The following is a 22,370-nucleotide window of genomic DNA, read 5'->3' as shown; positions in this document are numbered from 1 at the left end:
GACAGAAGGGGTGTGGGAGACTCATGGTCATGACGTCGTCGTCGCTGCCGACCACGCTGGTCGGCGTCGGCGATCTCTTCCAGCACCTGCGCGACGGGCAGGCCTGGACGCGGGCCGAGCTCAGCCAGCGGTCGGCGCTGGGGCGGGCTCCCGTCACGGCGCGGGTCGACGCGATGCTGGCCGTCGGCCTCCTGCGCCCGACCGGCGAGACCGTCTCGACCGGCGGTCGGCCGCCCACCCGGTTCCGCTTCCACGGCGAGGCGCGCGTCGTCCTGGCGGTCGACCTCGGTGCCTCGCACGCGAGCGTCGCCCTGCTCGACCTCGCCGGCGAGGTCCTCGTCGAGCGGACGGTTCCGTGTGACATCGCGGACGGCCCCACCGTCGTGCTGGACCGGGTCACCTCGATCGGGCTCGAGCTGCTCGCCGACCGCGGTCGCCCGGTGTCCGACGTCGCCGGCGTCGGGATCGGTCTGCCCGGTCCGGTCGAGCACGCCGTCGGTCGACCGGTGAGTCCGCCGATCATGCCCGGCTGGCACGACTTCGACGTCCCCGGGCACCTCGGTCGCACGTTCTCCGGTCCGGTCCTCGTGGACAACGACGTGAACCTGATGGCGCTGGGCGAGCACGTGCGCGGCCACCGCGGCGAGCACCTGCTGCTCGTCAAGGTCGCCACCGGCATCGGAGCGGGCATCGTGTCCGACGGCCAGCTGCTGCGCGGCGCCCTCGGGTCGGCGGGTGACCTCGGGCACGTGCGGGTCTCCGACGCGGCCGACGCTCACTGCCGCTGCGGCAACACCGGCTGCCTCGAGGCCGTGGCCGCCGGGCCCGCCGTGGCGGCACGCCTGCGGGAGCAGGGTCTGTCCGTCGAGACGTCCCAGGACATCGTCGACGCGGTCAACCGCGGCGACGTGGTGGCGCTCAACGCCGTGCGCGACGCCGGCCGCAGCCTCGGCGAGGTGCTGGCCACCTGCGTCAACCTGCTCAACCCGTCGGTGATCGTCATCGGCGGCAAGCTGTCGGAGGCGGGGGAGTACCTGCTCGCCGGCGTCCGCGAGGTCGTCTACGAGCGGTCGCTCCCGCTCGCCACCAACCACCTGCGCATCGTCGCCACCACCGTCGGCAGCCTCGGGGGCGTCATCGGTGCCGGCGCCATGGTGATCGACGAGGTGCTGTCGCCGGCCGCCGTCGACGCCTACGTCGCGCAGGGCGCGTCCCAGCGCACGGCCTGAGCGATCCCGTCGGGACCCTCGGCCGTCCTCGCCGCGCGCCCCGCCTAGTCGTCGTCGCGGCGACGACGATTGAGCCCCGGCACCTTCTCGAGCATCGCCGCCAGGTCGGTGGCGGTGTCCAGCAGGGCGTGGATGTCGGGTCCCACGTTCCGCATGTCCTCGAGGATCGGCACGATGTCGGCCTCGAGCTTGTCGACGAGCATCGGCAGGTGGTCGATGAGCCCGACCAGCGCCTCGATCTCCTCGGGCGACGTCGTCTCGGAGATCCGCTGCAGCGTGGGCATCAGGTTCTTCGCGATCGGCGCGAGGTCGTCGAGCACCGGCCCGAACGTCTCGACCATGGCCTGGGCGCGGTCCAGCGTCGGCTGCACGCTGGCCACCGTGCCGGCGGTCCGCACCACCACGGCGTCCGCCGCGACCCGGGTGGCGTCGATGTCGTCGACCAGGCGATGCGCCCGCCGCACCAGGTCCTCGGCCGCGTCGAGCAGGCCGAGCGCGCGTGGCAGCGCCGACGTCGCCGCGTCGACGAGCTCGGGCAGGCGGCGAGGATCCGGCAGACGAGGCAGCATCTGGTCACCGTACCCACGGCGGGCGAGTCTGCACGGTGACGTGGAGCGACCTGCCTAGACTCGACGGGTGATTCGCTTCGACAAGGTCACCAAGACCTACCCGGGCCAGAAGCGTCCTGCCCTGGACGCCGTCGACCTGGAGATCGAGAAGGGGGAGTTCGTCTTCCTCGTCGGGTCCTCGGGGTCGGGCAAGTCCACCTTCCTGCGGCTCGTCCTCCGCGAGGCCCGGCCCACCACCGGCCGGGTGCACGTGGCGGGCAAGGAGATCAACAAGCTCTCCAGCTGGAAGGTGCCCAAGCTGCGCCGCCAGGTCGGCACCGTGTTCCAGGACTTCCGCCTCCTGCCGAACAAGACGGTCCACGAGAACGTGGCCTTCGCGCTGCAGGTCATCGGCAAGCACCGCTCCGAGATCGACACGCTCGTGCCCGAGACCCTCGAGATGGTCGGCCTGGAGGGCAAGGGGCACCGCATGCCCGACGAGCTCTCCGGTGGTGAGCAGCAGCGCGTGGCCATCGCCCGGGCGTTCGTGAACCGACCGATGATCCTCATCGCCGACGAGCCCACCGGCAACCTCGACCCCACCACCAGCGTCGGCATCATGAAGCTGCTCGACCGCATCAACCGCACCGACACCACTGTCGTCATGGCCACCCACGACTCCTCGATCGTCGACCAGATGCGCAAGCGCGTCATCGAGCTCGACGAGGGGCGCGTCGTGCGCGACGAGGCCCGCGGCATCTACGGCTACCAGTCCTGAGGCGATCACCGTGCGCACCATCATGAGCGAGCTCCGCGCGAGCCTGTCCCGCAACACGTCCATGACGATCTCCTTGATCGTCACCATGACCGTCTCGCTGCTGCTGGCCGCCCTCGGCCTGCTGCTGCAGAGCCAGGCCGACCGCACCGAGCAGTTCTACGGCGACAAGCTGCAGGTGCAGGTCAACCTGTGCACCGACAACTCCACCGCGCCGACGTGCGTGGGCGGGGCGGCCACCGACGAGCAGACCGCGGCGGTCCAGGAGGCGCTCTCCACGAACCCCGAGGTCAAGTCCTACGACGTGCGCTCCCCGCAGGAGAACTACGACAAGGCACGTGAGCTGCTCGGCCAGACCGACAGCGGCAAGGCCCAGCTCGAGACGGTCGAGCCGGCCGACTTCCCGGAGTCCTACTTCGTCACGCTCAACGACCCGCAGGAGTTCGACGGCCTCGTCAGCCAGGTCTCGGGCATGGACGGCGTCGGCAACGTGCAGTCGCTCAAGAAGCTGCTCGGGCCGCTGTTCGAGATCCTCGACAAGATGCGCTGGGCCGCCCTCGCCACGTCGCTCCTGCTCATCGTCGCGGCCATCCTCCAGGTCTCCAACACCATCCGCATGACCGCCTACGCGCGACGCCGCGAGATCGGCATCATGCGCCTGGTCGGAGCGTCCAGCTGGCACATCCAGCTGCCGTTCGTGCTGGAGTCGATGCTGGCCGCGGTGCTGTCGGCGGCCCTGGCGGCCGCCGGGCTGGCGGCCTTCATGTGGTTCGTCGTCTACGGCTACCTGCGCACCACGCTGGGCGAGCTGACGACCTGGATCCGATGGCAGGAGGCCGCCGCCGTCATGGGCTACACGACGGTCCTGGCCCTGCTGCTCGCGCTGGTCCCGACCCTCGTGATGACGCGGAAGTACCTTGACGTCTGAGCACCATGGCCTAGAGTCACACCAGTAACACCCGCACCATCCGCCTCATCGAGAGATGGCCGGCGGCCTGCCTCGCACCATTCCTTCCCCAACGCCGAGGTCCCATGTCTGTGCCCACGTCCCGCGATCCTCGACCCGCGGCCCGTCGTCATGCCCCCCGCCGCCACCTGCTCGGGCGTCATGTGGTCAGGGCCGTGGTCGCGGCCCTCGCGGCGAGCCTGATCGTCGTCGGCTTCACGAACCCCGTCCTGGCCGACAAGAAGGACGACCTCGAGCGGCAGAAGAAGGGCGTCAGCGGCAAGATCGATGGCGCCCAGAAGGCCCTCGACTCCTCCAGCGCGGCCTACAACAAGGCCGCCGCCGCTCTCGAGGCGGCGCAGTCGAAGCTGACCTCGGCACGCGCCACGCTCGGTGAGACCCGCGGTCAGCTGGCGGTCTCCCAGGCCGAGGACACGCGAATGCAGGCCGAGCTCGATCGCAGCGAAGCGGCGCTCGACAAGGCCGTCGCCGCCCTGAAGAAGGGCGAGAAGCGGCTCAAGAAGTCCGAGGAGTCCGTCGCCGCCTTCACCGTGGAGACCGTGCAGGACGGCGACCGCGGCATGCGCGCCTTCGGCGAGCTGCTGGGCGGCGAGAGCCCCACCACGTTCACCGACCGGATGAGCCTCAACGCCTCCGTGGGCGACGCGCAGGTCTCGCGCATGCAGAAGCTCGCGGCCGCCAAGGTGATGCTGCGACTCAACCGCGACAAGGTCGAGGAGCTGCGCGACCAGGTGGCCGTGGCCCGCAAGGCCGCCGCCGCCAACCTGCAGAAGATGACCGAGCTCGAGGCGGCCGCCGAGGCGCAGGCCGCCGAGGTCGGCGAGCTCGTCGACGCCCGCGCGAGTGCCAGCACCGCCGCGAAGGCCGCGCGGGCCGAGGACGCCAAGCTCCTGGCCGCGTACGAGGCCGAGCGCAACCGCCTGCAGTCCCAGCTGGAGGAGCTCGCCCGGCGCGAGCTCGAGAAGGCCAACAAGGGCGGCAAGGGCGGCGGCACCAGTGGAGGCGTCTCCGGGGGCGACAAGGGCGGTGCGCTCTCCTACCCCGTGAGCGGGCCGGTCACCTCGCCCTACGGCATGCGCGTGCACCCCGTCACGGGCGTGTACAAGCTGCACGACGGCACGGACTTCGGCGTCGGTAGTGGCACGCCGATCCGTGCGGCCGCGAGCGGCACGATCATCCAGCAGTACTACAACGCCGGGTACGGCAACCGCGTGATCCTCGCCAACGGCGTCAAGCGCGGCAAGAGCATCGTGACGACCTACAACCACCTGTCGCGGTTCGCCCGCGGCAGCGGTGCGAAGGTCTCGCGTGGCGAGGTCATCGGCTACGTCGGCAGCACCGGCTACTCCACGGGGTGCCACCTGCACTTCATGGTGCTGGCGAACGGCGGCACGACCAACCCGATGAGCTGGCTCTGACGAGGACGTCGGGTCCGACCCCCTAGGATGGGTCGGTGGCCAAGGAGACCGGGCGCAAGCTCATCGCGCAGAACAAGAAGGCGCGCCACGACTACCACATCGAGGACACCTACGAGGCCGGACTGGTCCTCACGGGGACCGAGGTGAAGTCGTTGCGTGCCGGTCGCGCGTCCCTGGTCGACGGCTTCGGCGAGATCGCGAACGGCGAGGCCTGGCTGATCCAGGTCCACATCCCGGAGTACAGCCAGGGCACGTGGACCAACCACGAGACCCGGCGTCGCCGCAAGATGCTGCTGAACCGCCAGGAGATCGACAAGATCGAGCAGCGCATCCAGGCCAAGGGCCTGACGATCGTGCCGCTCGCCCTGTACTTCCTCGACGGTCGCGCGAAGGTCGAGATCGCGCTGGCCCGAGGCAAGAAGCAGTACGACAAGCGGCACGCGATCGCCGAGCGGCAGGCCAAGGCCGACGCCCAGCGCGAGATCGGACGCAAGATCAAGGGCATCCGGTAGTGACGCTGTCCGACGCCGACCTCCCGGGGTTGGCCGACGACCTCGGGCTGCCGGGCCTGTTCGACGTGCACGTGCACTTCATGCACCCGAAGGTGCTCGCCAAGGTGTGGGCGTACTTCGATGCCGCCGGCCCCCTGCTCGGTCGTGCGTGGCCGATCGCGTACCGAGGGAGCGACGAGGAACGCGTCGAGCAGCTGCGTGCGATGGGCGTCAAGCACTTCTCCGCCCTGTCGTACGCGCACCGGCCCGGGGTCGCGGCCTTCATGAACGAGTGGACGCTGGGCTTCGCCGACCGTGTGCCCGAGGCGTTGCGCTCGGCCACCTTCTACCCCGAGGTCGAGGCGGCGTCCTACGTGCCGGGGCTCGTCGAGGGTGGGGTCGAGGTCTTCAAGGCCCACCTGCAGGTCGGCGACTTCGCCGCCGACGACCCGCTCCTCGACCCCGTGTGGGGCACGCTCGCCGAGAGCGGCACCCCCGTGGTGCTGCACGCCGGTTCCGGGCCCGCCCCGGGCACCCACACCGGGCCCGACGGACTGGCCCGGGTGCTGGACCGCTTCCCGGGCCTGCGGATCATCGTGGCGCACCTCGGCATGCCCGAGTACGCGGCGTTCCTCGACCTCGCCGACGCCCACCCCGACGTCCGCCTCGACGTGACGATGGCGCTCGTGGACTTCTGGGACGGCCCGCCACCGGTCGACGTCGCGCCCAGGCTCGCGGACCTGGGTGACCGGATCCTGCTGGGCACCGACTTCCCGAACATCCCGTACCCCTACGCCCACCAGGTCGAGGTGCTCCAGCGGCTCGACCTCGGCGAGGACTGGTTGCGGCGGGTGCTCTGGCGCAACGGCGCCGAGCTGTTCGGGTACACCTCGTGAGGCTCGACTCCGCCGCGGGACGGTGGCTCGTCGCTGCGATGGTCCTCGGCACGGGGATGGCGTTCCTCGACGGCTCCATCGTCAACCTGGCCCTGCCCGCGATCGACGGGGACCTCGACGCGGGCGTGGCGGGCCTGCAGTGGACGGTCAACGCCTACACGCTCACCCTGGCCGCCCTCATCCTCGTCGGTGGCTCGCTCGGCGACCGGTGGGGCCGACGTCGGGTCTTCCTCCTCGGCGTCGTGTGGTTCGCCGTGGCGTCCTTGGCCTGCGCGCTCGCGCCGACGATCGAGGTGCTCGTGGCGGCTCGGGGGCTGCAGGGGGTCGGCGGGGCCCTGCTGACGCCGGGGAGCCTCGCGATCATCTCGGCCTCGATCCACCCCGACGACCGGGGCCGCGCCATCGGCCTCTGGTCGGGCCTGGCCGGCGTCACGACGGCGCTCGGCCCGCTCGTCGGCGGCACGCTCGTCGACGCCGTGGGCTGGCGATCGGTCTTCTGGATCAACCTGCCCCTGGCCGCTGTGGTCGTCTGGGTCACGTGGCGGCACGTCCCGGAGTCGACGGGTGCGCAGGAGCGGCTCGACGTCGAGGGCTCGCTGCTGACGGTCGGCACCCTGGCCTTCCTGACCTACGGACTGGTCCAGCAGGAGTGGGTCCCGAGCCTCGCGGGCCTGGCCCTGCTGGTCGCCTTCGTGGTGCACCAGTGGCGCGCTCCGCACGCGCTGGTGCCGCTGTCCTTGTTCGCCGACCGCGTGTTCACGGCGGCGAACATCTGCACCTTCGCCATCTACGGCGCGCTCAGCGGCTCCATGTTCCTGCTGGTGCTGCAGCTGCAGTACGTGGCCGGGTACTCGCCGCTCGAGGCCGGCCTGGCGACGCTGCCCCTGACCGTGCTCATGCTGCTGTTCTCCTCGCGGGCGGGTGCCCTGGGCCAGCGCATCGGACCCCGTGTCCCGATGACCGTGGGGCCGCTGCTGTCGGCGGCGGGCCTGCTGCTGTACCTGCGCATCGGTGCCGATGCGAGCTTCTGGCTCGACGTGCTCCCCGGAGCGGTGCTCATGGGGCTCGGCCTCACCCTGCTGGTGGCGCCGCTCACCACGGCGGTGCTCGCTGCCGCACCGGACGACCAGGCCGGCATCGCCTCGGGCATCAACAACGCGGTCTCGCGGACGGCAGGCCTCCTCGCGGTGGCCGCGATCCCGCCGCTCGCGGGCATCGCGGGGCCGGACTTCGCCTCGCCCGACGTCTTCGGGCCGGGCTTCCGCGTCGGCACCTGGATCTGCGTCGGGCTGCTCGTGGTGGCTGCAGGCTGCGCCGCTGCCCTGGTGCACGGACGCTCGGCCGACCCGGACCGCGCCCCGACCTCCGTCTAGCCGCCCGCCGAGCGTGACGATCGGGTGAACGTCCGGTCGCAGGTCTGGTCACGGGCGACCCGATGGTGTGGGGTGGTGCCCATGACTCGACTCGGGGGAGCCGGGCGGGGGTGCGCGGCCACGAGCCGACGCACGCCCCGACACGCCGGCCTGGCCATCATCATCACGCTCGTCCTCGCCGTGCTGCCTCGGGCAGCCGACGCCGCACCGGAGCCCGGCTACTACGACAGCGCTCAGGGCCTCAGCGGCGCGGCGCTGAAGGACGAGCTGCACGACATCATCTCGGTGCAGACGCGGATCTCGTACTCGGCCGTCTGGGAGGCCCTGAAGGTCACCGACCAGGACCCCACCAACAGCAACAACGTGAAGCTCTTCTACTCGCAGGTCTCGCGCTCGAAGTCGGCGAACGGCGGCAACGTCGGCGACTGGAACCGCGAGCACGTCTGGCCGCAGTCGCACGGGGACTTCGGGACGTCGACCGGCCCCGGCACCGACCTGCACCACCTGCGTCCTGAGGACGTGCAGGTGAACGGCACCCGCGGCAACAAGGACTTCGACGCGGGCGGGTCGTCGGTGAGCGGCTGCTCGTCGTGCCTGACCGACGGTGACTCGTTCGAGCCGCCGGCCGCGGTGAAGGGCGACGTGGCGCGCATGGTCATGTACATGGCGGTGCGCTACGAGGGCGGCGACGGCTTCGCCGACCTGGAGGCCAACAACCAGGTCAACGGCACGACGCCCTACCTCGGCCGGATCTCGGTGCTGCTGCAGTGGCACGCGCAGGACCCGCCGTCGGCGGCGGAGCAGCGCCGCAACGACCTCATCGACACCCGCTACCAGGGCAACCGCAACCCGTTCATCGACCACCCGGAGTGGGCGCAGTCCGTCTTCGGCTAGAGCCGATCCGGCCGTAGGGCCCGCCACCGCCCGCATCGGTGGATGCGCAACCGCAGGAGTCCTGCTGACGTTGCGCATCCACCGATGGTGGGGTCCGGTGGCGCGAGGAATGCGCGGTGTCGTCGCGCGGTTGTACAGTGATGGAGACACCGTGCCTGTGAAGGTGGGTGTCGGTTGACAACTCAAGAGGGGCTGATCGGTTTCGACTTTGGTCGTTCGACTCAGGAGAAGCGGGTAGAGAACGCGACGTCATCTCTTTAACGTTCGTCGCAAACCACAAGTGCCGATTCCAAGCGCACTGACTTCGCCCTCGCTGCCTGACAGCGACTGGTGAAGGGCAGACCCGGGAGCGTCCCCGTCCCGGATCGTCTGTCTCATCTAGGGGACTTGCTGATCGCGTAGCGTCACGTGACGCGATCGGGACTTTTTCGTGACTGAGCCTGTTGGTGACGTGTTCGTCCGAGCACCAGGGCTGAGAAAAGCGACATGACGCACTGCACCCGGAGAAGACCTGACTCAGCGCCAAAGGACCCGGGTTCGATTCCCGGCAGCTCCACCGAGCCTCGAAGGCCCCGCACCGTCCACGTGACGGTGCGGGGCCTTCGTGTGCCGTGCGGGGCCTTCGAGGCTCGGTGAAACAGACACCGTGAATCGAGTGGGCCCCACCCTCCGGCGCGAAGCGCCCAGCGGAGGGATCCCGGCAGCTCCCCACCCGTCCATGCCAGGCCGCGCACAGCGTGACCGTCCCGACTCGGAAGACCATCGCGCGACGGCCAGCGACGGCCAGCGACGGCCAGCGACGGCCAGCGACGGCCAGCGACGGTGAGCGACCGTCAGGACGCGGCGTCGGCCTTCGGCCCGCCCGGCCCACCCGCACCACGCCCACCCGGCCCCGGCCCGCCGAGCAGGTCAGCGTCGTAGGCCTTCAGGACGGACGTCTTGTCGGCCTTCGTGAGCGTGCCGTCCTCCACGGCGGCGTCGAGACGCTCGACGAGGGCGGTGCGGCTCTCGGCCTGACGCTCCTCGCGATCGCTCGCTGCCTGCTTCTCGGCGACGGCAAGCGCGGACTCGACCTTCGCCTCGGAGACGTCGAGCTCCTTCGCGAGAGCCTTGGCGAGGGCGGCCTGGCGGTCGGCTCGCTCCTCGTCGGAGGGCGGGGTCGGCTTCTCGCCCTCGGCGGGCGCGTCGGGGCGCAGGTCCTCCCGGACGGCGGCGAGCGCGTCCTCGACGTCGGACTGCTCCAGGTCGAGCTCCTCGGCGAGCGTCTCGGCGAGGACGCCGGGTCCGCCGCGATGACCGCCCGGGTGGGCGCTGGAGCTCGCGGTGCTCCCGGCGGTGTCCTCGGCGGACGCGACGGCGATGCCGCCGGCGGCCAGTCCGGCTCCGGCGACGATGCCGGCGATGCCGATGCGTGCTGCGGTCGAGCTGTTCATGGTGTCTCTCTCCTCGGTGGTGCGGACCTCGTCCACGGTGGCTGCCCACCCTGTGGTGAGCCTGTGGTCGGGGTCTGCGGAGGCTGGGCGTCCACGCTCGTGGAGCGCGAGGCGCTGGCGCTGACGCGTACCGTCGGTATGCTCGCGGCATGTCTGCTGCGCGACGCATCCACACGTACTCCCACGACGGTCTGACGTTCGACGTCACCGACACCGGGCCGATCGGGGGAGACCCGGTGGTGCTGCTGCACGGGTTCCCGCAGAAGGCGACCTCGTGGGAGCGGGTGAGCGAGCTGCTGCACGCGGAGGGGTACCGCACCATCGCCCCCGACCTGCGCGGCTACTCCCCGGGGGCCCGCCCCCGTGGCCGCAAGGCCTATGCCGGTGACCTCATCGCCGCCGACGTGGCCGCGCTCCTCGAGATCGTCGGCAGGCCCGTGCACCTCGTGGGCCACGACTGGGGCTCGGCCATCGGCTGGTACGTCGCTGCCTCCCGACCCGAGCTCCTGCAGTCCTGGACAGCGGTCTCGGTCCCGCACCCGGCCGCCTTCATGACGTCGATGCTGCGCAGCACGCAGCTGCTGAAGTCCTGGTACATGGGCTTCTTCCAGCTGCCGGTCGTGCCCGAGCTGGTGCTCACGCGGGCGAAGGGGGTCCGGGAGCGCGCCCTCGCCCACGCGGGCATGGACCGTGGGCTCCGTGAGCGGTTCCAGGCCGAGATGATCGACGGCGGTGCCCTGGCCGGTGGCCTCGGCTACTACCGCGGCCTCCCGTTCTCGATGAGCTCGGTGCAGGGGAGGGTGCGGGTGCCCACGACCATGGTCTGGAGCACGGGCGACGTGGCCCTCGGTCGCAAGGGGGTCGACCTCACGCCCCAGCACGTGGACGCGCCGTACGAGCTCGTCGTCCTGGAGGGGGTCAGCCACTGGATCCCCGACCACGAGCCGCAGGTGCTGGTGGACGCGATCACTCGACGGGCTCGCGCCGTCGCGGCCTGACGCGTACGGTCGGGGCATGGACGAGCCGTTCGACCCCGCGCGCGTGACCCAGGCCCTCGAGCACCTGCCCGGCTGGTCCGGCGACGTGTCGGGGCTGACCCGCACCTACACCTTCGACGGCTTCGCGGCCGCGATCGCCTTCATGGCCGCTGCTGCACCGCGCATCGACGAGATGGACCACCACCCCGAGTGGACCAACGTGTACGACCGCGTCGAGGTGCGACTCAGCAGCCACGACGTCAGTGGTGTCAGTGGTCGTGACGTCCGCCTGGCCGAGGTGCTCGACGAGCTGGCCGGCGACGCCGCACGGTAGGTCGCCCGAGACCCAGGCAGCGGGCCTCAGGCCCAGAGGTTCTCGCCGAACTGGAACCAGATGGCCGCGATGACGGCGACGTACCAGAGCACGACCACGAGCAGCGTCCAGTTGCTGAGGAACCGGGTCACGGCCGAGCCGGGCGCGAACGCGCGAAGGTTGCGGGCGGTGACCAGCACGAACAGCGGGATCATCATCGTCCAGACGACCATGCACCAGGGGCACAGCTTCTCGATCTCGTAGATGCTCTGGTACTGCAGCCACGTCACGAACCCGATGCCGAACAGGACGCCGACCTGCAGGCCTGCCCAGATCCAGCCGGGCAGACGCACGCCGGACGCGAGCAGCACCCCGAGGGTCAGCACCACGGTGAACCCGACGATGCCGATGATCGGGTTCGGGAACCCGAACGCCGAGGCCTGGTCGGTGTTGATGACGCCACCGCAGCTGACGAAGGCGTTGAGGTCGCAGTTCAGCGCCGTGCTCTCGCCGGCCGCCTCGGCGGTCAGGAACTTCACCTTGTCGATGGTCAGGATGATCGCGGCAGCAAGGCCCACGGCACCGCCGACCAGCATCATCCATCGGGGGTCGCGGACCTCGAGGGCGTCGAGGTCCTCGTCGCGTTCGGTCTCCAGCACGTCGCTCACGCCTCGATCGTAGGCGACCGATGGTCGCGGGGCGGGTGACGTCGTCGTGACTCCTTGACGCGGCGGCATACTCGCCGTACGGTTTCGGATACCGTCAGTATCTGAGAGGTGTGGACATGGAGCACGTCGACGTCGTCATCGTGGGTGCGGGGCTGTCCGGCATCGGCGCCGCCCACCGCCTGAGCACCATGAGCCCGGGCAGCAGCTTCACGATCCTCGAGGCCCGCGACGCCATGGGCGGCACGTGGGACCTGTTCCGCTACCCGGGCGTGCGGTCGGACTCCGACATGTACACGCTGAGCTACCCGTTCCGGCCGTGGACGGACCGCAAGTCCATCGCCGACGGCGGCGACATCCGCGCCTACATCCGCAGCACCGCCGACGAGCACGGCATCGCCCGGCGGATCCGCTACGGCCACCGCGTCGTCGCAGCCAGCTGGTCGTCCGCGGACGCCCGGTGGACGCTCACCAGCGAGGTCGACGGCACGCTGGTCGAGCAGACCTGCTCGTTCCTGTTCATGTGCAGCGGCTACTACGACTACGACGAGGCCTACACGCCGGACTTCCCCGGTCTCGAGGACTTCACCGGGACGGTCGTGCACCCGCAGTTCTGGCCCGAGGACCTCGACTACCGGGGCAAGAAGGTCGTCGTCATCGGCTCCGGCGCCACGGCCATCACGCTGCTGCCGTCGATGGCCGAGGAGGCCGAGCACGTGACGATGCTGCAGCGCTCGCCCACCTACATCACGTCCCTGCCCGGCGAGGACGCCGTCTCGGCCGGGCTGCGGAAGGTCCTGCCGGCAGGCCTGGCCCACCGGGTCACCCGCGTCAAGAACGCCACGGTGGCCATCGGCTTCTACGAGTTCTGCCGCCGCTTCCCGAGCGCGGCCAAGAAGATCCTGCTCACGCGTGCCGGACGGTCCGCGCCCGACGGCTTCGATCCCAAGCACCTGACCCCGCGCTACGACCCGTGGGACCAGCGGCTCTGCGTGGTGCCGAACGGCGACCTCTGGCGCACGCTGCGGCGCGGGAAGGCCTCGATCGTCACCGACCACATCGACGGGTTCGACGAGACCGGCATCCGGCTCACGTCGGGCGATCACCTGGACGCCGACGTCGTGGTGACCGCCACCGGGCTCAAGGTCGTGGCGCTCGGCAAGGTCGCGATCGACGTCGACGGCGAGAAGGTCGACCCGAACGAGCGGTTCGTCTACAAGGGACTGATGATCAGCGGCGTCCCGAACCTCGCCTGGTGCATCGGCTACACGAACGCCTCCTGGACCCTGCGCGCCGACCTGTCGTGGCAGTACGTGGCACGGCTGGTCGAGCACATGCGCAGCCACGGCTACGCGGCGGGCACGCCCGACCCGCAGGGCGCGAAGGGGGAGACCGCTCCGGCCCTGGACCTGCAGTCCGGCTACGTCCAGCGGGCTGCGGGCGTGCTCCCGCAGCAGGGTCGCGAGAAGCCCTGGACCGTGCGCCAGAACTGGTTCCTCGACGCCTGGGACAACCGTCGCACCGACCTCGACGAGGCGATGGTCTGGACGAGGCTCGACGAGACCTCGCGGCAGTCGGCCCAGGCCTCCTGACGACGACCGCCACTAGGGTGGGCGCGTGCGCCTCGACCAGCTGATCCTGCGGTCCGCCGCCTCCGCCCTGCTCCTGCTCGTGGCCGTGGTCGTGCTGGCCTCGCCCGGCGACGTGGTCGACGTCCCCGTCGACCAACTGCTGCTCGGTGACCTGGCGCTGCTCGTGCGGATCGTGGCGGGCGCGACCGGGGTGCTCGTGGTGCTGTCGGCCGGCACCGTGGGGCGGGCGCTCGACCCCGAACGGCGTCGGCGCGCCGTGCCGGTGCTGCTCGCGGGGTTCGGTGCCGCACTCGTGGTCTTCGCGGCCAGCACGCCCGACCCCGACGTCGCGGCGGCGGCCGGCGCGCCGCTCGTGGCCGCCGAGCCGTCGACCTCGGCCGCGGTCAACACGCTGGCCCTGCTGCTCGCCTCGACCCTGCTGCCGGCCGTGATGATCGTGCAGGCGGTGCGCTGGCGACGCGACGACGAGACCCGACGGCTCGCCACGACGGCGTTCGTCGCGGTGGTGGCGTCGCTGTGGGCGCACTTCGCCTTCTCGCTCACCGAGGACGGCACCCTGGGTGCCGCAGGCCTGTGGCAGCGACTGGCCTTCGCGACCGCGTGGGTGTGGCTGGCCGTGCTCCTGCTGGGACTGGCCGGTCGGCTCACGTCTGGCAGTGCGGGCACCAGAACGTGATCCGCTCACGGCCGGGCTCGTCGCCCAGCTCGCCGTGGTGCAGCGGCGTGCCGCACCGGCGGCACCGGGCGTGCTCGCGGCGGTAGACCCAGCGATCCTCGCCGTGCCGGGTGCTCCCGGTGAACGTGCGCTCCACCCGCGCCTTGTTGACGTCGAGCAGCCGGTGCCCGCGGTCGATTACCCGCGCGACGTCGGGGACCTCGCCCACCGGTCGCGTGGGCAGGAGTCCGGACAGGAAGAGCAGCTCGTTGACGTACTCGTTGCCCAGGCCGGCCAGGTTCCGCTGGTCGAGCAGCGCCACGAAGATCGGGCGCTCGGGATCGGCCGACACCCGGCGCGTGGCCTCGGCGAGGTCCCAGTCGGGACCGAGCAGGTCGGGGCCGAGGTAGGCGAGCGCGTCGTCGTCGTGCTCGCGCCGGAGGACCTCGAGCAGCCCGAGGGAGAAGCCGATGGCCTGGTGCTGCTCGGTCTCGAGCACGATCCGCGCCGTGTGCGCCGGACGCCGCCACCGGCTGCCCCGCCGCAGCACGTGCCAGGCGCCCTCCATCTTCAGGTGGGAGTGGATCGACGCGTCACCCACGCGGATCAGCAGGTGCTTGCCACGGCTCAGCACCTCGTCGACCGTGCGACCCGACAGGTCGAGCGTGGCCCACTGCGGCACCCGCACGTCGGAGCGCACCAGCTCGCGACCCTCCAGCACCTCGCGCAGGTGGTGCGCGGTGCGCCAGACGGTGTCACCTTCGGGCATCGGCGACCTCCTGTCGTCGATCGAGGTGGTCTGGCGGGGGTGTCACGCCTCGCCCGGTATCCCCTTCAGGCATGGCTGGACCGTCCGGCCGACGGCGACCGGCGGGCGGTGTCGCTGCCGCGTCGCAGGTCGAGTCGCAGGCCCTTGGGGTGGCGCTCGAAGCCCGCGGCCAGCAGCGCCTCGCCGGTGGGGCTGGAGCCGGACGGGCGGCCGTTGACCGACTCCACGGTGAGGCGGGGGATGCGGCCGGAGCGGCCGAGAGCCGCGAGGGCGTGGGCGGCGCGGGCGAGCACGTCGGCGTCGTCGGTGAACGCGAGGCACGAGCGCCCGCCGCGCTCGACGTACAGCACCGCACGGCCGTCGTGCAGCGCGACCAGCGCGCCGGCCTTGCGGGCGGGGCGGTGCTTCAGGTCGTCGGCGGGGTCGATGATGGCGGGCCACGGCAGGGCGGCCCCGAACGGCTGGGCCGGGTCGGTGGCGGCCAGCACCACCGCGTCGACGTCGGCACGCTCGTCGTCGGGACGCTCGAACGTGCGCATCCGGTCGACGGTCGCCACCGACGCGAACTGCGCCGCGCCGAGGGAGTCGATGTAGTAGCCGCGCAGCACCGAGCCGTTCTGCTCCAGCTCGCGCAGCACGCGGTAGGCCCCGGCGAACCCACCGGGCGTCTGCTCCGCCACGACCGCACCGCGCGTGACCACGCCGTGCCGAGCCACGAGCGCCTCGGTGCGCGCGACCTGCAGCGCCGCCTGCTGCTGGGGGTCGTCGCCCGGCCGCTCGACGGCGAACCATCGGCCCGAGGCGATCGGCGGACCGAGACGTGCGGCCCGGGGCGAGGCCGCCATGCCGCGTCGCGCCCTCACCCGAGCGCGCGGGGTGGAGCCGCCACGCGAGCGGTGCGCGCCGCGGCCGCCGAGGCGCGCACGCACCGGCGCGTAGGAGTCGCCCGCGACGCGACCGGACCAGACGAGCTGCCACAGCGCCTCGACGACGGCGTCGTCGCCCGGGGGCTTCTCGTCGGCCGCCAGCGCCTGCGTGAGCTGGCGGAAGAGGTACGCGCCGCCGTCGTCGAGGAGCTCCAGCAGACGCAGGCCGAGCGCGTCGGGCTCGACCGGGTCGCGGCGGGCCGGCAGCACGAGGTCGGCAGGGTGCAGCTGCACCCAGCCGTCGCTCCCGGCGAGCGTGCCGGCGCCGGTCCACACGACCTCGCCCGCCCCGAGCAGCTCGTCGAGCTGGGCGGGGGAGTAGTCGCGCACCCGGCTGGGGAGCACGAGCGACTCCCAGGCCGACGCGGGCAGCGGCACGCCGGCGAGCTGGTCGACGACGGTGAGCACGCCGTCGAGTCCGCGCAACGACCCACCGACCTCCTGCCACGACGGGAGGAAGCGGGCGAACGTGCGCGGGTCGACCGGCTCGATCTGCTGGCGGGCAGCGGCGAGCGAGCGGCTGCGCAGGCGACGCAGCACCTCGACGTCGACGTGCTCGGTGCCCGACGCGCCGGGGCGGAACTCGCCCTCGACGAGCCGGTCGTCGCGGGTGAGGCGGGAGAGGACGTCGAGGACCACGGCACGGCCGAGCCCGAACCGTGTGGCCACCTCCTCGGCCGTGAACGGACCGTGGGTGCGGGCGTACCGAGAGACGAGGTCACCCAGCGGGTCGGCCACCTGCTGCAGGAGGGCGTCGGGGATGCCCAGCGGCACCACCACGCCCAGCGCGTCGCGCAGACGGCCGGCGTCCTCGACCACCACCCAGCGCGGCTCGCCCGCCACCGGCAGCTCGACCACGCGCCGCGCGTCCTGGAGCTCCTCGAGCGCGGGGACGGCGTCGTCGACCAGGCGGGCGTCGACCTCCGCCGTGGTGAGCGGGCCCAGCAGGCGCAGCAGGTCGGCGGCACCCTCGGTGCCCTTGAGGCGGCGGTCGTCGGCGAGCCGCTGCAGCTCGGCCTCGGTGCGCTCGAGCACCTCGGGGTCGAGCAGCTCGCGGAGCTCGGCCCGGCCCAGCAGCTCCGACAGGAGCGTGGGGTCGAGAGAGAGCGCGGCTGCTCGCCGCTCCGCGAGGGGCGTGTCGCCCTCGTACAGGAACGTGGCCACGTAGCCGAACAGCAGCGTGCGGGCGAACGGGGAGGCGGTCGAGGTCTCGACCTCCACGATCCGCACCTCCTGCTGCGCCACCCGCTCGGCGAGCGTGGTCAGGGCAGGCAGGTCGTAGACGTCCTGCAGGCACTCCCGCGCCGTCTCGAGCAGGATCGGGAAGTCCGGGTGCTCACGCGCGACGTCGAGCAGCTGGGCCGCGCGCTGGCGCTGCTGCCAGAGCGGGGCGCGTGCGCCGGGGTTGCGTCGAGGCAGCAGCAGGGCGCGCGCCGCGCACTCGCGGAACCGCGACGCGAACAGCGCGGACCCGCCCACCTCGGCCGTGACCACGCGCTCGAGGTCGTCGACGTCGAGGACGAAGAGGTCGGCCCCGGGCACGTCGGTGCCGTTCTCCGCCCACGGCCCGGAACCCCCGCCGGGGCCGGACGTGGCGTCGTCGGGCGCCCAGGGCGAGGAGGTGTCGGGGATGCGGGCCACGATGCCGTCGTCGGTGGCGACCACGGACCCGTCGACGCCGTACCGCTCGAGCACCCGGGCCGCGACGACGAGCGCCCAGGGCGCGTGCACGCGTCGTCCGTAGGGGGAGTGCAGCACGACGCGCCAGTCGCCGAGCTCGTCGTGGAAGCGCTCGACCACGAGCGTGCGGTCGGTGGGCAGCGTGGGCATGGCCTCGCGCTGCTCGTCGAGGAAGGCCATCAGGTTGAACCGGGCCCGCTCGTCGAGGTGCTCGGGAGCCGTGCCCTCGCTGACCCGACGCACGAAGGCGCCGATGGCCTCGCCCAGCTCGGCCGGCCTCCCGGCGGCGTCGCCACGCCAGAAGGGGAGCCGAGCCGGCTCGCCGAACGCCGGGGTGACGATCACCCGGTCGTGGGTGATCTCCTGGATGCGCCAGCTCGTGGCGCCGAGCGCGAACACGTCGCCGACCCGCGACTCGTAGACCATCTCCTCGTCGAGCTCGCCGACCCGCTTCGACGGCCCCTCGTCGATGCCGTCGGCCAGCACCACGGCGAACAGGCCGCGGTCGGGGATGGTCCCGCCGCTCGTGACGGCGAGGCGCTGGGCGCCGGGACGGCCGGTGATGGTGCCGGCGTCGCGGTCCCACACGACGCGGGGCCTCAGCTCGGCGAAGCGGTCGGAGGGGTAGCGACCGGCGAGCAGGTCGAGCGTGGCCTCGTAGGCCGAGCGGGGGAGCGCGGCGAACGGGGCCGAGCGACGGACGACGTCGAACCAGGCCTCGACCTCGAGCGGCTCCAGCGCGCAGGCGGCGACCGTCTGCTGGGCCAGCACGTCGAGCGGGTTGGCGGGCACCGACAACCGTTCGATGGCACCCTCGCGCATCCGCTCGGCCGTGACGGCCGCGCCCACGAGGTCGTGTCGGGTGGTGGGGTAGACGAGGCCACGGGAGACCTCGCCCACCTGGTGGCCGGCGCGGCCGACCCGCTGCAGCCCGCTGGCCACCGACGGCGGCGTGGACATCTGCACGACGAGGTCGACGGCGCCCATGTCGATGCCCAGCTCGAGGCTCGACGTGGCCACGACGCACCGCAGCCGACCCGACTTGAGGTCGTCCTCGATGAGCGCTCGCTGCTCCTTGCTGACCGAGCCGTGGTGCGCGCGGGCCAGGGCGCCGACGTCGTCGGGGTCGCGGGAGTCGACGCTGCCGCGGCCCGAGGTGGTGCCGCTGACCCCGCCGACCGAGGCGGGCGGGAGTCGGCTGCCGCCGGAGGTCTCGGACCTGGCCTCGCGGTCGGACCACAGCTCGTTGAGATGGGCGGTGAGCCGCTCGGCCTGACCACGCGAGTTGCAGAACACGATGGTCGAGCGGACCGACAGGATGCGCTCGACCACGTCGTGCTCGATGAACGGCCAGATGCTGCCGCCGTTGTCGTCCTGCAGAGGGTCGCTGATCGAGCGTGCCCCGGAACCCTCGTCGCGCACGACCTCGTCGGCGTCGGTCGACGGGGGCCGGGACAGCTCGGTCATGTCGTCGAGCGGCACCACGACGTCGAGCTCGAGGCGCGACGGTGACGGTGGCGCCACGACGTGCACCGGCGCCCGTCCGCCGAGGAACCGGGCGACCTCGTCGTGCGGGCGGACCGTGGCGCTGAGCCCGACCCGCCGGGCCGGCTCGTCGAGCAGGTCGTCGAGCCGCTCCAGCGACAGGGCCAGGTGGGCGCCGCGCTTGGTGCCCGCCACGGCGTGGATCTCGTCGATGATCACCGTGTCGACGCCGCGCAGGGTCTCGCGCGCCGCCGACGTGAGCATGAGGAAGAGCGACTCGGGGGTGGTGATGAGGATGTCGGGGGGACTGGTGACCAGCGAGCGGCGGTCACGTGCCGACGTGTCGCCCGAGCGCACGCCGACGCGGACGTCGGAGAACGTGTCGCCTCGGCGCGCCGCCACCTGCGTGATGCCGACGAGGGGCGAGCGCAGGTTGCGCTCGACGTCGACCGCGAGCGCCTTGAGCGGCGAGATGTACAGGACGCGGGTCCGACGCTCCTTCTCGGGCGTCGGCTCGTGCAGCAGCCGGTCGATCGCGGACAGGAACGCCGCGAGGGTCTTGCCCGAGCCCGTGGGCGCCACGACGAGGACGTTCTTGCGCTCGGCGATGCCCGCCCAGGCCTCGGCCTGCGCCGGCGTGGGGGCGGAGAACGCACCCTCGAACCACTCCCGCGTGGCAGGCGCGACCGTGCTGAGTGGATCGCTCCCCGGTGCAGGGGCGCTCGACGGGTCGGACACCGGTCCATCGTGGCAGCCACCGCCGACACCTGCGCGTCGTGCGGCCCCGGTCCCGCGGAGGGCGTCCGGCGTGCGGCATGCTGGCGGCATGCTGTCGCGTCGTGTCGCCGTGCTGGTCCCTGCCGTCGCCGCGAGCCTCGTGCTCGCCGCCTGCTCGTCCGACTCCGAGCCCAAGGCGGAGCCCGAGGCCTCCAAGGGTGCCGGGGCGAAGCTCGTCCAGGTCTCGCCGGTCACCGGCGAGGCCCTGCCGGACGGGCCGCCGGACAACCCGGTCTTCGTCGTGAAGATCGAGAACACCGCCAACGGCGCACCCCAGGTGGCGCTGGACAAGGCCGACCTGGTCGTCGAGGAGCTCGTGGAGGGGGGACTCACGCGGCTCGCGGCCCTCTACTACTCCGAGCTGCCCGACCAGGTCGGGCACGTGCGCTCCATGCGCGCCACCGACATCGGCATCGCCGCTCCCGTGGCCGGCCAGATCGTGGCCTCCGGTGGCGCCTCCGGGACGATCCGCAAGGTCAAGAAGGCCGGCATCACCGTCTTCTCCGAGGACGAGGGCGCTGCCGGCTTCAGCAGCGACCCGGCCAAGGTGCGGCCGTACAACCGACTGATCGACCTGCAGCGTCTCGACAAGGCGGCCAAGGTCGCCCCGATCCCCGGCCCCTACCTCTCCTGGACCCCGGTGAAGGGGTCCGAGGCAGCCGAGGAGTCCGCCGCGCCCGAGTCGTCCGCCTCCGCAGCGCCGAAGCCCACGCCCGCCTCCACCGCGTCGGTGCGCTTCTCGCCCTTCTCGACCACGCAGTGGAAGCGCGACGGTGACACCTGGGTGCGCACCAACGGGCACGCCGCCAAGGAGTTCAAGGCCGACACGCTCGTCGTGATGTTCGCCGACGTCGGCGACGCCGGCTACACCGACCCGGCCGGCAACCCCGTGCCCGAGACGAAGATGAAGGGCTCGGGCCGCGCCGTGCTGCTCACGGCCGACGGTGCCCTCGAGACCACGTGGACGAAGAAGTCCAACGACTCCACGATCACGTTCGAGGCGAAGGACGGCACGCCCGTGCGGGTCACGCCCGGCAAGACGTGGATCGAGCTCGTCCCCGAGGGCGACGGCGCGCTCGACGTCGGCTGACCCCGACACCGCGCACGTCGACGGGCCGGGGAGAAGGCTCGGGCTGGTCAGGCCGGGGGATCGGCGAGCGAGGGCAGCAGCCGCATGCCCGCGAGGATCCCGCTGATGGAGGCCTGCACCTCGGCCGCGGCCTGGTCGGCGTCCTCGGCGTCGGCCACGTACTCCGAGCTCGACCGGATCGCGCCGAAGAAGATCGCGGCGTAGGCCTCGCTCAGCTCGCCGGCGCCTCCGAGGTCGTCGAGGAGGGCGTCGACGGTGCGCTTGACGATGCCGAACGACGCGGCACGCTCGGCGACCACCCAGCGCTCGTGGCCCAGGGCGACCGGGCCCTCCTGCAGGCAGATCCGACGGAACTGCGGCTCGCGGCAGACCTCGAGGAAGCCCTCGAGCCCGATCTGGGCGCGCTCCCACGGGTCGTCGACGGTGTCGATGCGCTTCTCGATGGCGCGCGTGGCCGACTCCTGGAGGCGGTCGAAGACGCTCTCGAAGAGCGCGAGCTTGCTGGGGAAGTGGTGGTAGAGCGCGCCCTTGGTGACGCGGGCCGCGGCGACGACCTCGTCGAGCGACGTGCCGGCGTACCCGTGGGCGGCGAACAGCTGCGTGGCGTTGTCGAGGAGCGCACGCTTCGTGCTCGAGGAGTAGCCGGTGCGGCGGGTCGTGCTCCGGGCGGCGCGGAGCACCTTCTTCTGCACCTTCGCGGGGCTGCTCATGCGATCCATCCTACGCACGGGGGGTGGTGAGCCTCACAACCGCTGGGATTGCCTGACCTGCGCCGATACAACATACTCAAAGTACGTACCGAGGGTATGTTCCCTCGCACGACGGTCCCCCGAAAGGAGCACCTCCATGACCTGGGATGCCTACAACCGTCGCAAGTCCGCCCTCCGCGAGGTCCTGGCCCTGGCCGATCGCCGGCGCCACGACACCGCCGACCAGCTGCTCGACGCGGTCCCCGACGCGCGCGTCGCGTTCGGTGACGACCTCGCCCTGCTCTTCGACGTCCAGATGGCCTGGTACCAGCGCCTCAGCGGCGAGCTCGACCGCACCGTCCTCGAGGGCGACTCGCCGGCGACCGTGGCCGTGGAGGCCTGGGTGGCCTGCGCCGCCGAGATGCCCGGCGCGCGTGCGCTGCTCGACGCCCACCGTGACCGGCCGGAGCTGGCCAAGGCCTTCGCCAAGGAGCGCGCGCTGCTCGCGGTCTCGGCCGGCATCTCCAGCTGGCACCCCGACCTGGTCGGCCAGGGCGAGCACCTCGTCTCGCGGGCCCGTCAGCAGGTCGAGTACCCCAGCGTGGAGTCGATGCCTCCGCTGCACGGGGGCTCGGAGAACCGCACCAGCGCCTTCATCACCCGCCTGCGCAACGCCCTCGCGGCCTGAGCAGGTCCCCGCACGTCACCTCGCCCGCGCGTTCCCTCCC

20 protein-coding genes and 1 other RNA gene are annotated in these 22,370 nt (G+C 72.0%); 15 read left to right on the top strand and 6 right to left on the bottom strand.

Features of this window, described 5'->3' with window-relative positions; all coding sequences use genetic code 11:
• Positions 1-29 precede the first annotated feature (29 nt).
• Positions 30-1,229: an ROK family protein gene (locus tag ASF38_RS05710; protein WP_055970206.1), complete on the top strand. Its 1,200-nt coding sequence runs from the start codon at positions 30-32 to the stop codon at positions 1,227-1,229.
• Positions 1,230-1,273: 44 nt separating this feature from the next.
• On the opposite strand, the gene ASF38_RS05705 is transcribed toward ASF38_RS05710, so the two are convergent.
• Positions 1,274-1,798 (bottom strand): hypothetical protein, encoded by a 525-nt coding sequence (locus tag ASF38_RS05705; protein ID WP_055968803.1) that lies wholly within the window; start codon positions 1,796-1,798, stop codon positions 1,274-1,276.
• A gap of 67 nt (positions 1,799-1,865) precedes the next feature.
• On the opposite strand from ASF38_RS05705, the gene ftsE reads away from it, so the two are divergent.
• From ftsE to ssrA, 8 genes are all read left to right on the top strand, one after another.
• The gene (gene ftsE, locus ASF38_RS05700) at positions 1,866-2,555 is read left to right on the top strand and encodes a cell division ATP-binding protein FtsE (RefSeq protein ID WP_056552262.1); all 690 of its coding nucleotides are present in this window, start codon (positions 1,866-1,868) and stop codon (positions 2,553-2,555) included.
• A 10-nt stretch (positions 2,556-2,565) separates the two neighbouring features.
• Positions 2,566-3,480 carry a permease-like cell division protein FtsX gene (ftsX, locus tag ASF38_RS05695; RefSeq protein WP_055968800.1) on the top strand — a complete coding sequence of 305 codons (915 nt, stop codon included), beginning with the start codon at positions 2,566-2,568 and terminating at the stop codon, positions 3,478-3,480.
• Positions 3,481-3,674: 194 nt separating this feature from the next.
• Positions 3,675-4,937 carry a M23 family metallopeptidase gene (locus ASF38_RS05690; RefSeq protein WP_056574339.1) on the top strand — a complete coding sequence of 421 codons (1,263 nt, stop codon included), beginning with the start codon at positions 3,675-3,677 and terminating at the stop codon, positions 4,935-4,937.
• A gap of 35 nt (positions 4,938-4,972) precedes the next feature.
• Positions 4,973-5,449 (top strand): SsrA-binding protein SmpB, encoded by a 477-nt coding sequence (gene smpB / locus ASF38_RS05685; RefSeq protein WP_055968797.1) that lies wholly within the window; start codon positions 4,973-4,975, stop codon positions 5,447-5,449.
• Positions 5,449-6,324: an amidohydrolase family protein gene (locus ASF38_RS05680; RefSeq protein ID WP_056574336.1), complete on the top strand. Its 876-nt coding sequence runs from the start codon at positions 5,449-5,451 to the stop codon at positions 6,322-6,324. The genes smpB and ASF38_RS05680 overlap by 1 nt, the downstream gene beginning before the upstream one ends.
• Positions 6,321-7,697, top strand: a complete 1,377-nt coding sequence (locus ASF38_RS05675) for an MFS transporter (RefSeq protein ID WP_235497448.1) — start codon at positions 6,321-6,323, stop codon at positions 7,695-7,697. Before ASF38_RS05680 ends, ASF38_RS05675 begins: the two co-directional genes overlap by 4 nt.
• Before the next feature lie 81 nt (positions 7,698-7,778).
• Positions 7,779-8,591 carry an endonuclease I family protein gene (locus ASF38_RS05670; protein WP_082480473.1) on the top strand — a complete coding sequence of 271 codons (813 nt, stop codon included), beginning with the start codon at positions 7,779-7,781 and terminating at the stop codon, positions 8,589-8,591.
• A 188-nt stretch (positions 8,592-8,779) separates the two neighbouring features.
• Positions 8,780-9,150, top strand: a transfer-messenger RNA (tmRNA) gene (ssrA, locus tag ASF38_RS17105).
• Positions 9,151-9,424: 274 nt separating this feature from the next.
• Here ssrA and ASF38_RS05665 read toward each other — a convergent pair.
• On the bottom strand, positions 9,425-10,024 hold the full coding sequence (locus ASF38_RS05665) for a hypothetical protein (protein WP_156366809.1): 600 nt from the start codon (positions 10,022-10,024) through the stop codon (positions 9,425-9,427).
• A 149-nt stretch (positions 10,025-10,173) separates the two neighbouring features.
• Here ASF38_RS05665 and ASF38_RS05660 point away from each other — a divergent pair, with 149 nt between their 5' ends.
• Together ASF38_RS05660 and ASF38_RS05655 are read left to right on the top strand one after the other, a co-directional pair.
• Positions 10,174-11,022, top strand: a complete 849-nt coding sequence (locus ASF38_RS05660) for an alpha/beta fold hydrolase (RefSeq protein ID WP_056552254.1) — start codon at positions 10,174-10,176, stop codon at positions 11,020-11,022.
• Positions 11,023-11,038: 16 nt separating this feature from the next.
• Positions 11,039-11,335, top strand: coding sequence for a 4a-hydroxytetrahydrobiopterin dehydratase (locus ASF38_RS05655; protein ID WP_055968788.1), 297 nt, complete (start codon positions 11,039-11,041; stop codon positions 11,333-11,335).
• 26 nt (positions 11,336-11,361) lie between these two features.
• On the opposite strand, the gene ASF38_RS05650 is transcribed toward ASF38_RS05655, so the two are convergent.
• A complete protein-coding gene (locus ASF38_RS05650) occupies positions 11,362-11,982 on the bottom strand; it encodes a vitamin K epoxide reductase family protein (RefSeq protein ID WP_056574328.1) in 621 nt (206 codons plus the stop codon).
• Between the two features lie 116 nt (positions 11,983-12,098).
• On the opposite strand from ASF38_RS05650, the gene ASF38_RS05645 reads away from it, so the two are divergent.
• Both ASF38_RS05645 and ASF38_RS05640 read left to right on the top strand, forming a co-directional pair.
• The gene (locus ASF38_RS05645) at positions 12,099-13,571 is read left to right on the top strand and encodes an NAD(P)/FAD-dependent oxidoreductase (protein WP_200914432.1); all 1,473 of its coding nucleotides are present in this window, start codon (positions 12,099-12,101) and stop codon (positions 13,569-13,571) included.
• Between the two features lie 25 nt (positions 13,572-13,596).
• Positions 13,597-14,247, top strand: a complete 651-nt coding sequence (locus ASF38_RS05640) for a DUF998 domain-containing protein (RefSeq protein WP_055968784.1) — start codon at positions 13,597-13,599, stop codon at positions 14,245-14,247.
• Here ASF38_RS05640 and ASF38_RS05635 read toward each other — a convergent pair.
• Together ASF38_RS05635 and ASF38_RS05630 are read right to left on the bottom strand one after the other, a co-directional pair.
• Positions 14,216-14,995 (bottom strand): DNA-formamidopyrimidine glycosylase family protein, encoded by a 780-nt coding sequence (locus ASF38_RS05635; RefSeq protein WP_056552245.1) that lies wholly within the window; start codon positions 14,993-14,995, stop codon positions 14,216-14,218. The genes ASF38_RS05640 and ASF38_RS05635 overlap by 32 nt on opposite strands.
• Positions 14,996-15,060: 65 nt before the next feature.
• Entirely contained in the window at positions 15,061-19,824 is a 4,764-nt protein-coding gene (locus ASF38_RS05630) for an ATP-dependent helicase (RefSeq protein WP_235497447.1), read from the bottom strand.
• Between the two features lie 88 nt (positions 19,825-19,912).
• Between ASF38_RS05630 and ASF38_RS05625 the strand changes: the two genes are divergently transcribed.
• Positions 19,913-20,953 (top strand): DUF3048 domain-containing protein, encoded by a 1,041-nt coding sequence (locus tag ASF38_RS05625; RefSeq protein ID WP_056574322.1) that lies wholly within the window; start codon positions 19,913-19,915, stop codon positions 20,951-20,953.
• Positions 20,954-21,000: 47 nt separating this feature from the next.
• Here ASF38_RS05625 and ASF38_RS05620 read toward each other — a convergent pair whose 3' ends face one another.
• On the bottom strand, positions 21,001-21,663 hold the full coding sequence (locus ASF38_RS05620) for a TetR/AcrR family transcriptional regulator (protein WP_055968778.1): 663 nt from the start codon (positions 21,661-21,663) through the stop codon (positions 21,001-21,003).
• A 136-nt stretch (positions 21,664-21,799) separates the two neighbouring features.
• Between ASF38_RS05620 and ASF38_RS05615 the strand changes: the two genes are divergently transcribed.
• A complete protein-coding gene (locus ASF38_RS05615; protein WP_056574318.1) occupies positions 21,800-22,330 on the top strand; it encodes a hypothetical protein in 531 nt (176 codons plus the stop codon).
• Positions 22,331-22,370 lie beyond the last annotated feature (40 nt).

Origin of the sequence: Aeromicrobium sp. Leaf272 (assembly GCF_001422865.1) — a bacterium.
Taxonomy (GTDB): domain Bacteria; phylum Actinomycetota; class Actinomycetes; order Propionibacteriales; family Nocardioidaceae; genus Aeromicrobium.
Note: the sequence above shows the minus strand (reverse complement) of the source record. Positions and strands in the feature narration are given on the sequence as shown.

Bases quoted from the DNA above. Each gene is read 5' to 3' on its own strand.
- ASF38_RS05710 (WP_055970206.1), top strand. From the start codon at position 30: ATGACGTCGTCGTCGCTGCCGACCACGCTGGTCGGCGTCGGCGATCTC.
- ASF38_RS05705 (WP_055968803.1), bottom strand. From the start codon at position 1,798: ATGCTGCCTCGTCTGCCGGATCCTCGCCGCCTGCCCGAGCTCGTCGAC.
- ASF38_RS05670 (WP_082480473.1), top strand. From the start codon at position 7,779: ATGACTCGACTCGGGGGAGCCGGGCGGGGGTGCGCGGCCACGAGCCGA.
- ASF38_RS05665 (WP_156366809.1), bottom strand. From the start codon at position 10,024: ATGAACAGCTCGACCGCAGCACGCATCGGCATCGCCGGCATCGTCGCC.
- ASF38_RS05660 (WP_056552254.1), top strand. From the start codon at position 10,174: ATGTCTGCTGCGCGACGCATCCACACGTACTCCCACGACGGTCTGACG.
- ASF38_RS05655 (WP_055968788.1), top strand. From the start codon at position 11,039: ATGGACGAGCCGTTCGACCCCGCGCGCGTGACCCAGGCCCTCGAGCAC.
- ASF38_RS05645 (WP_200914432.1), top strand. From the start codon at position 12,099: ATGGAGCACGTCGACGTCGTCATCGTGGGTGCGGGGCTGTCCGGCATC.
- ASF38_RS05635 (WP_056552245.1), bottom strand. From the start codon at position 14,995: ATGCCCGAAGGTGACACCGTCTGGCGCACCGCGCACCACCTGCGCGAG.
- ASF38_RS05625 (WP_056574322.1), top strand. From the start codon at position 19,913: ATGCTGTCGCGTCGTGTCGCCGTGCTGGTCCCTGCCGTCGCCGCGAGC.
- ASF38_RS05620 (WP_055968778.1), bottom strand. From the start codon at position 21,663: ATGAGCAGCCCCGCGAAGGTGCAGAAGAAGGTGCTCCGCGCCGCCCGG.
- ASF38_RS05615 (WP_056574318.1), top strand. From the start codon at position 21,800: ATGACCTGGGATGCCTACAACCGTCGCAAGTCCGCCCTCCGCGAGGTC.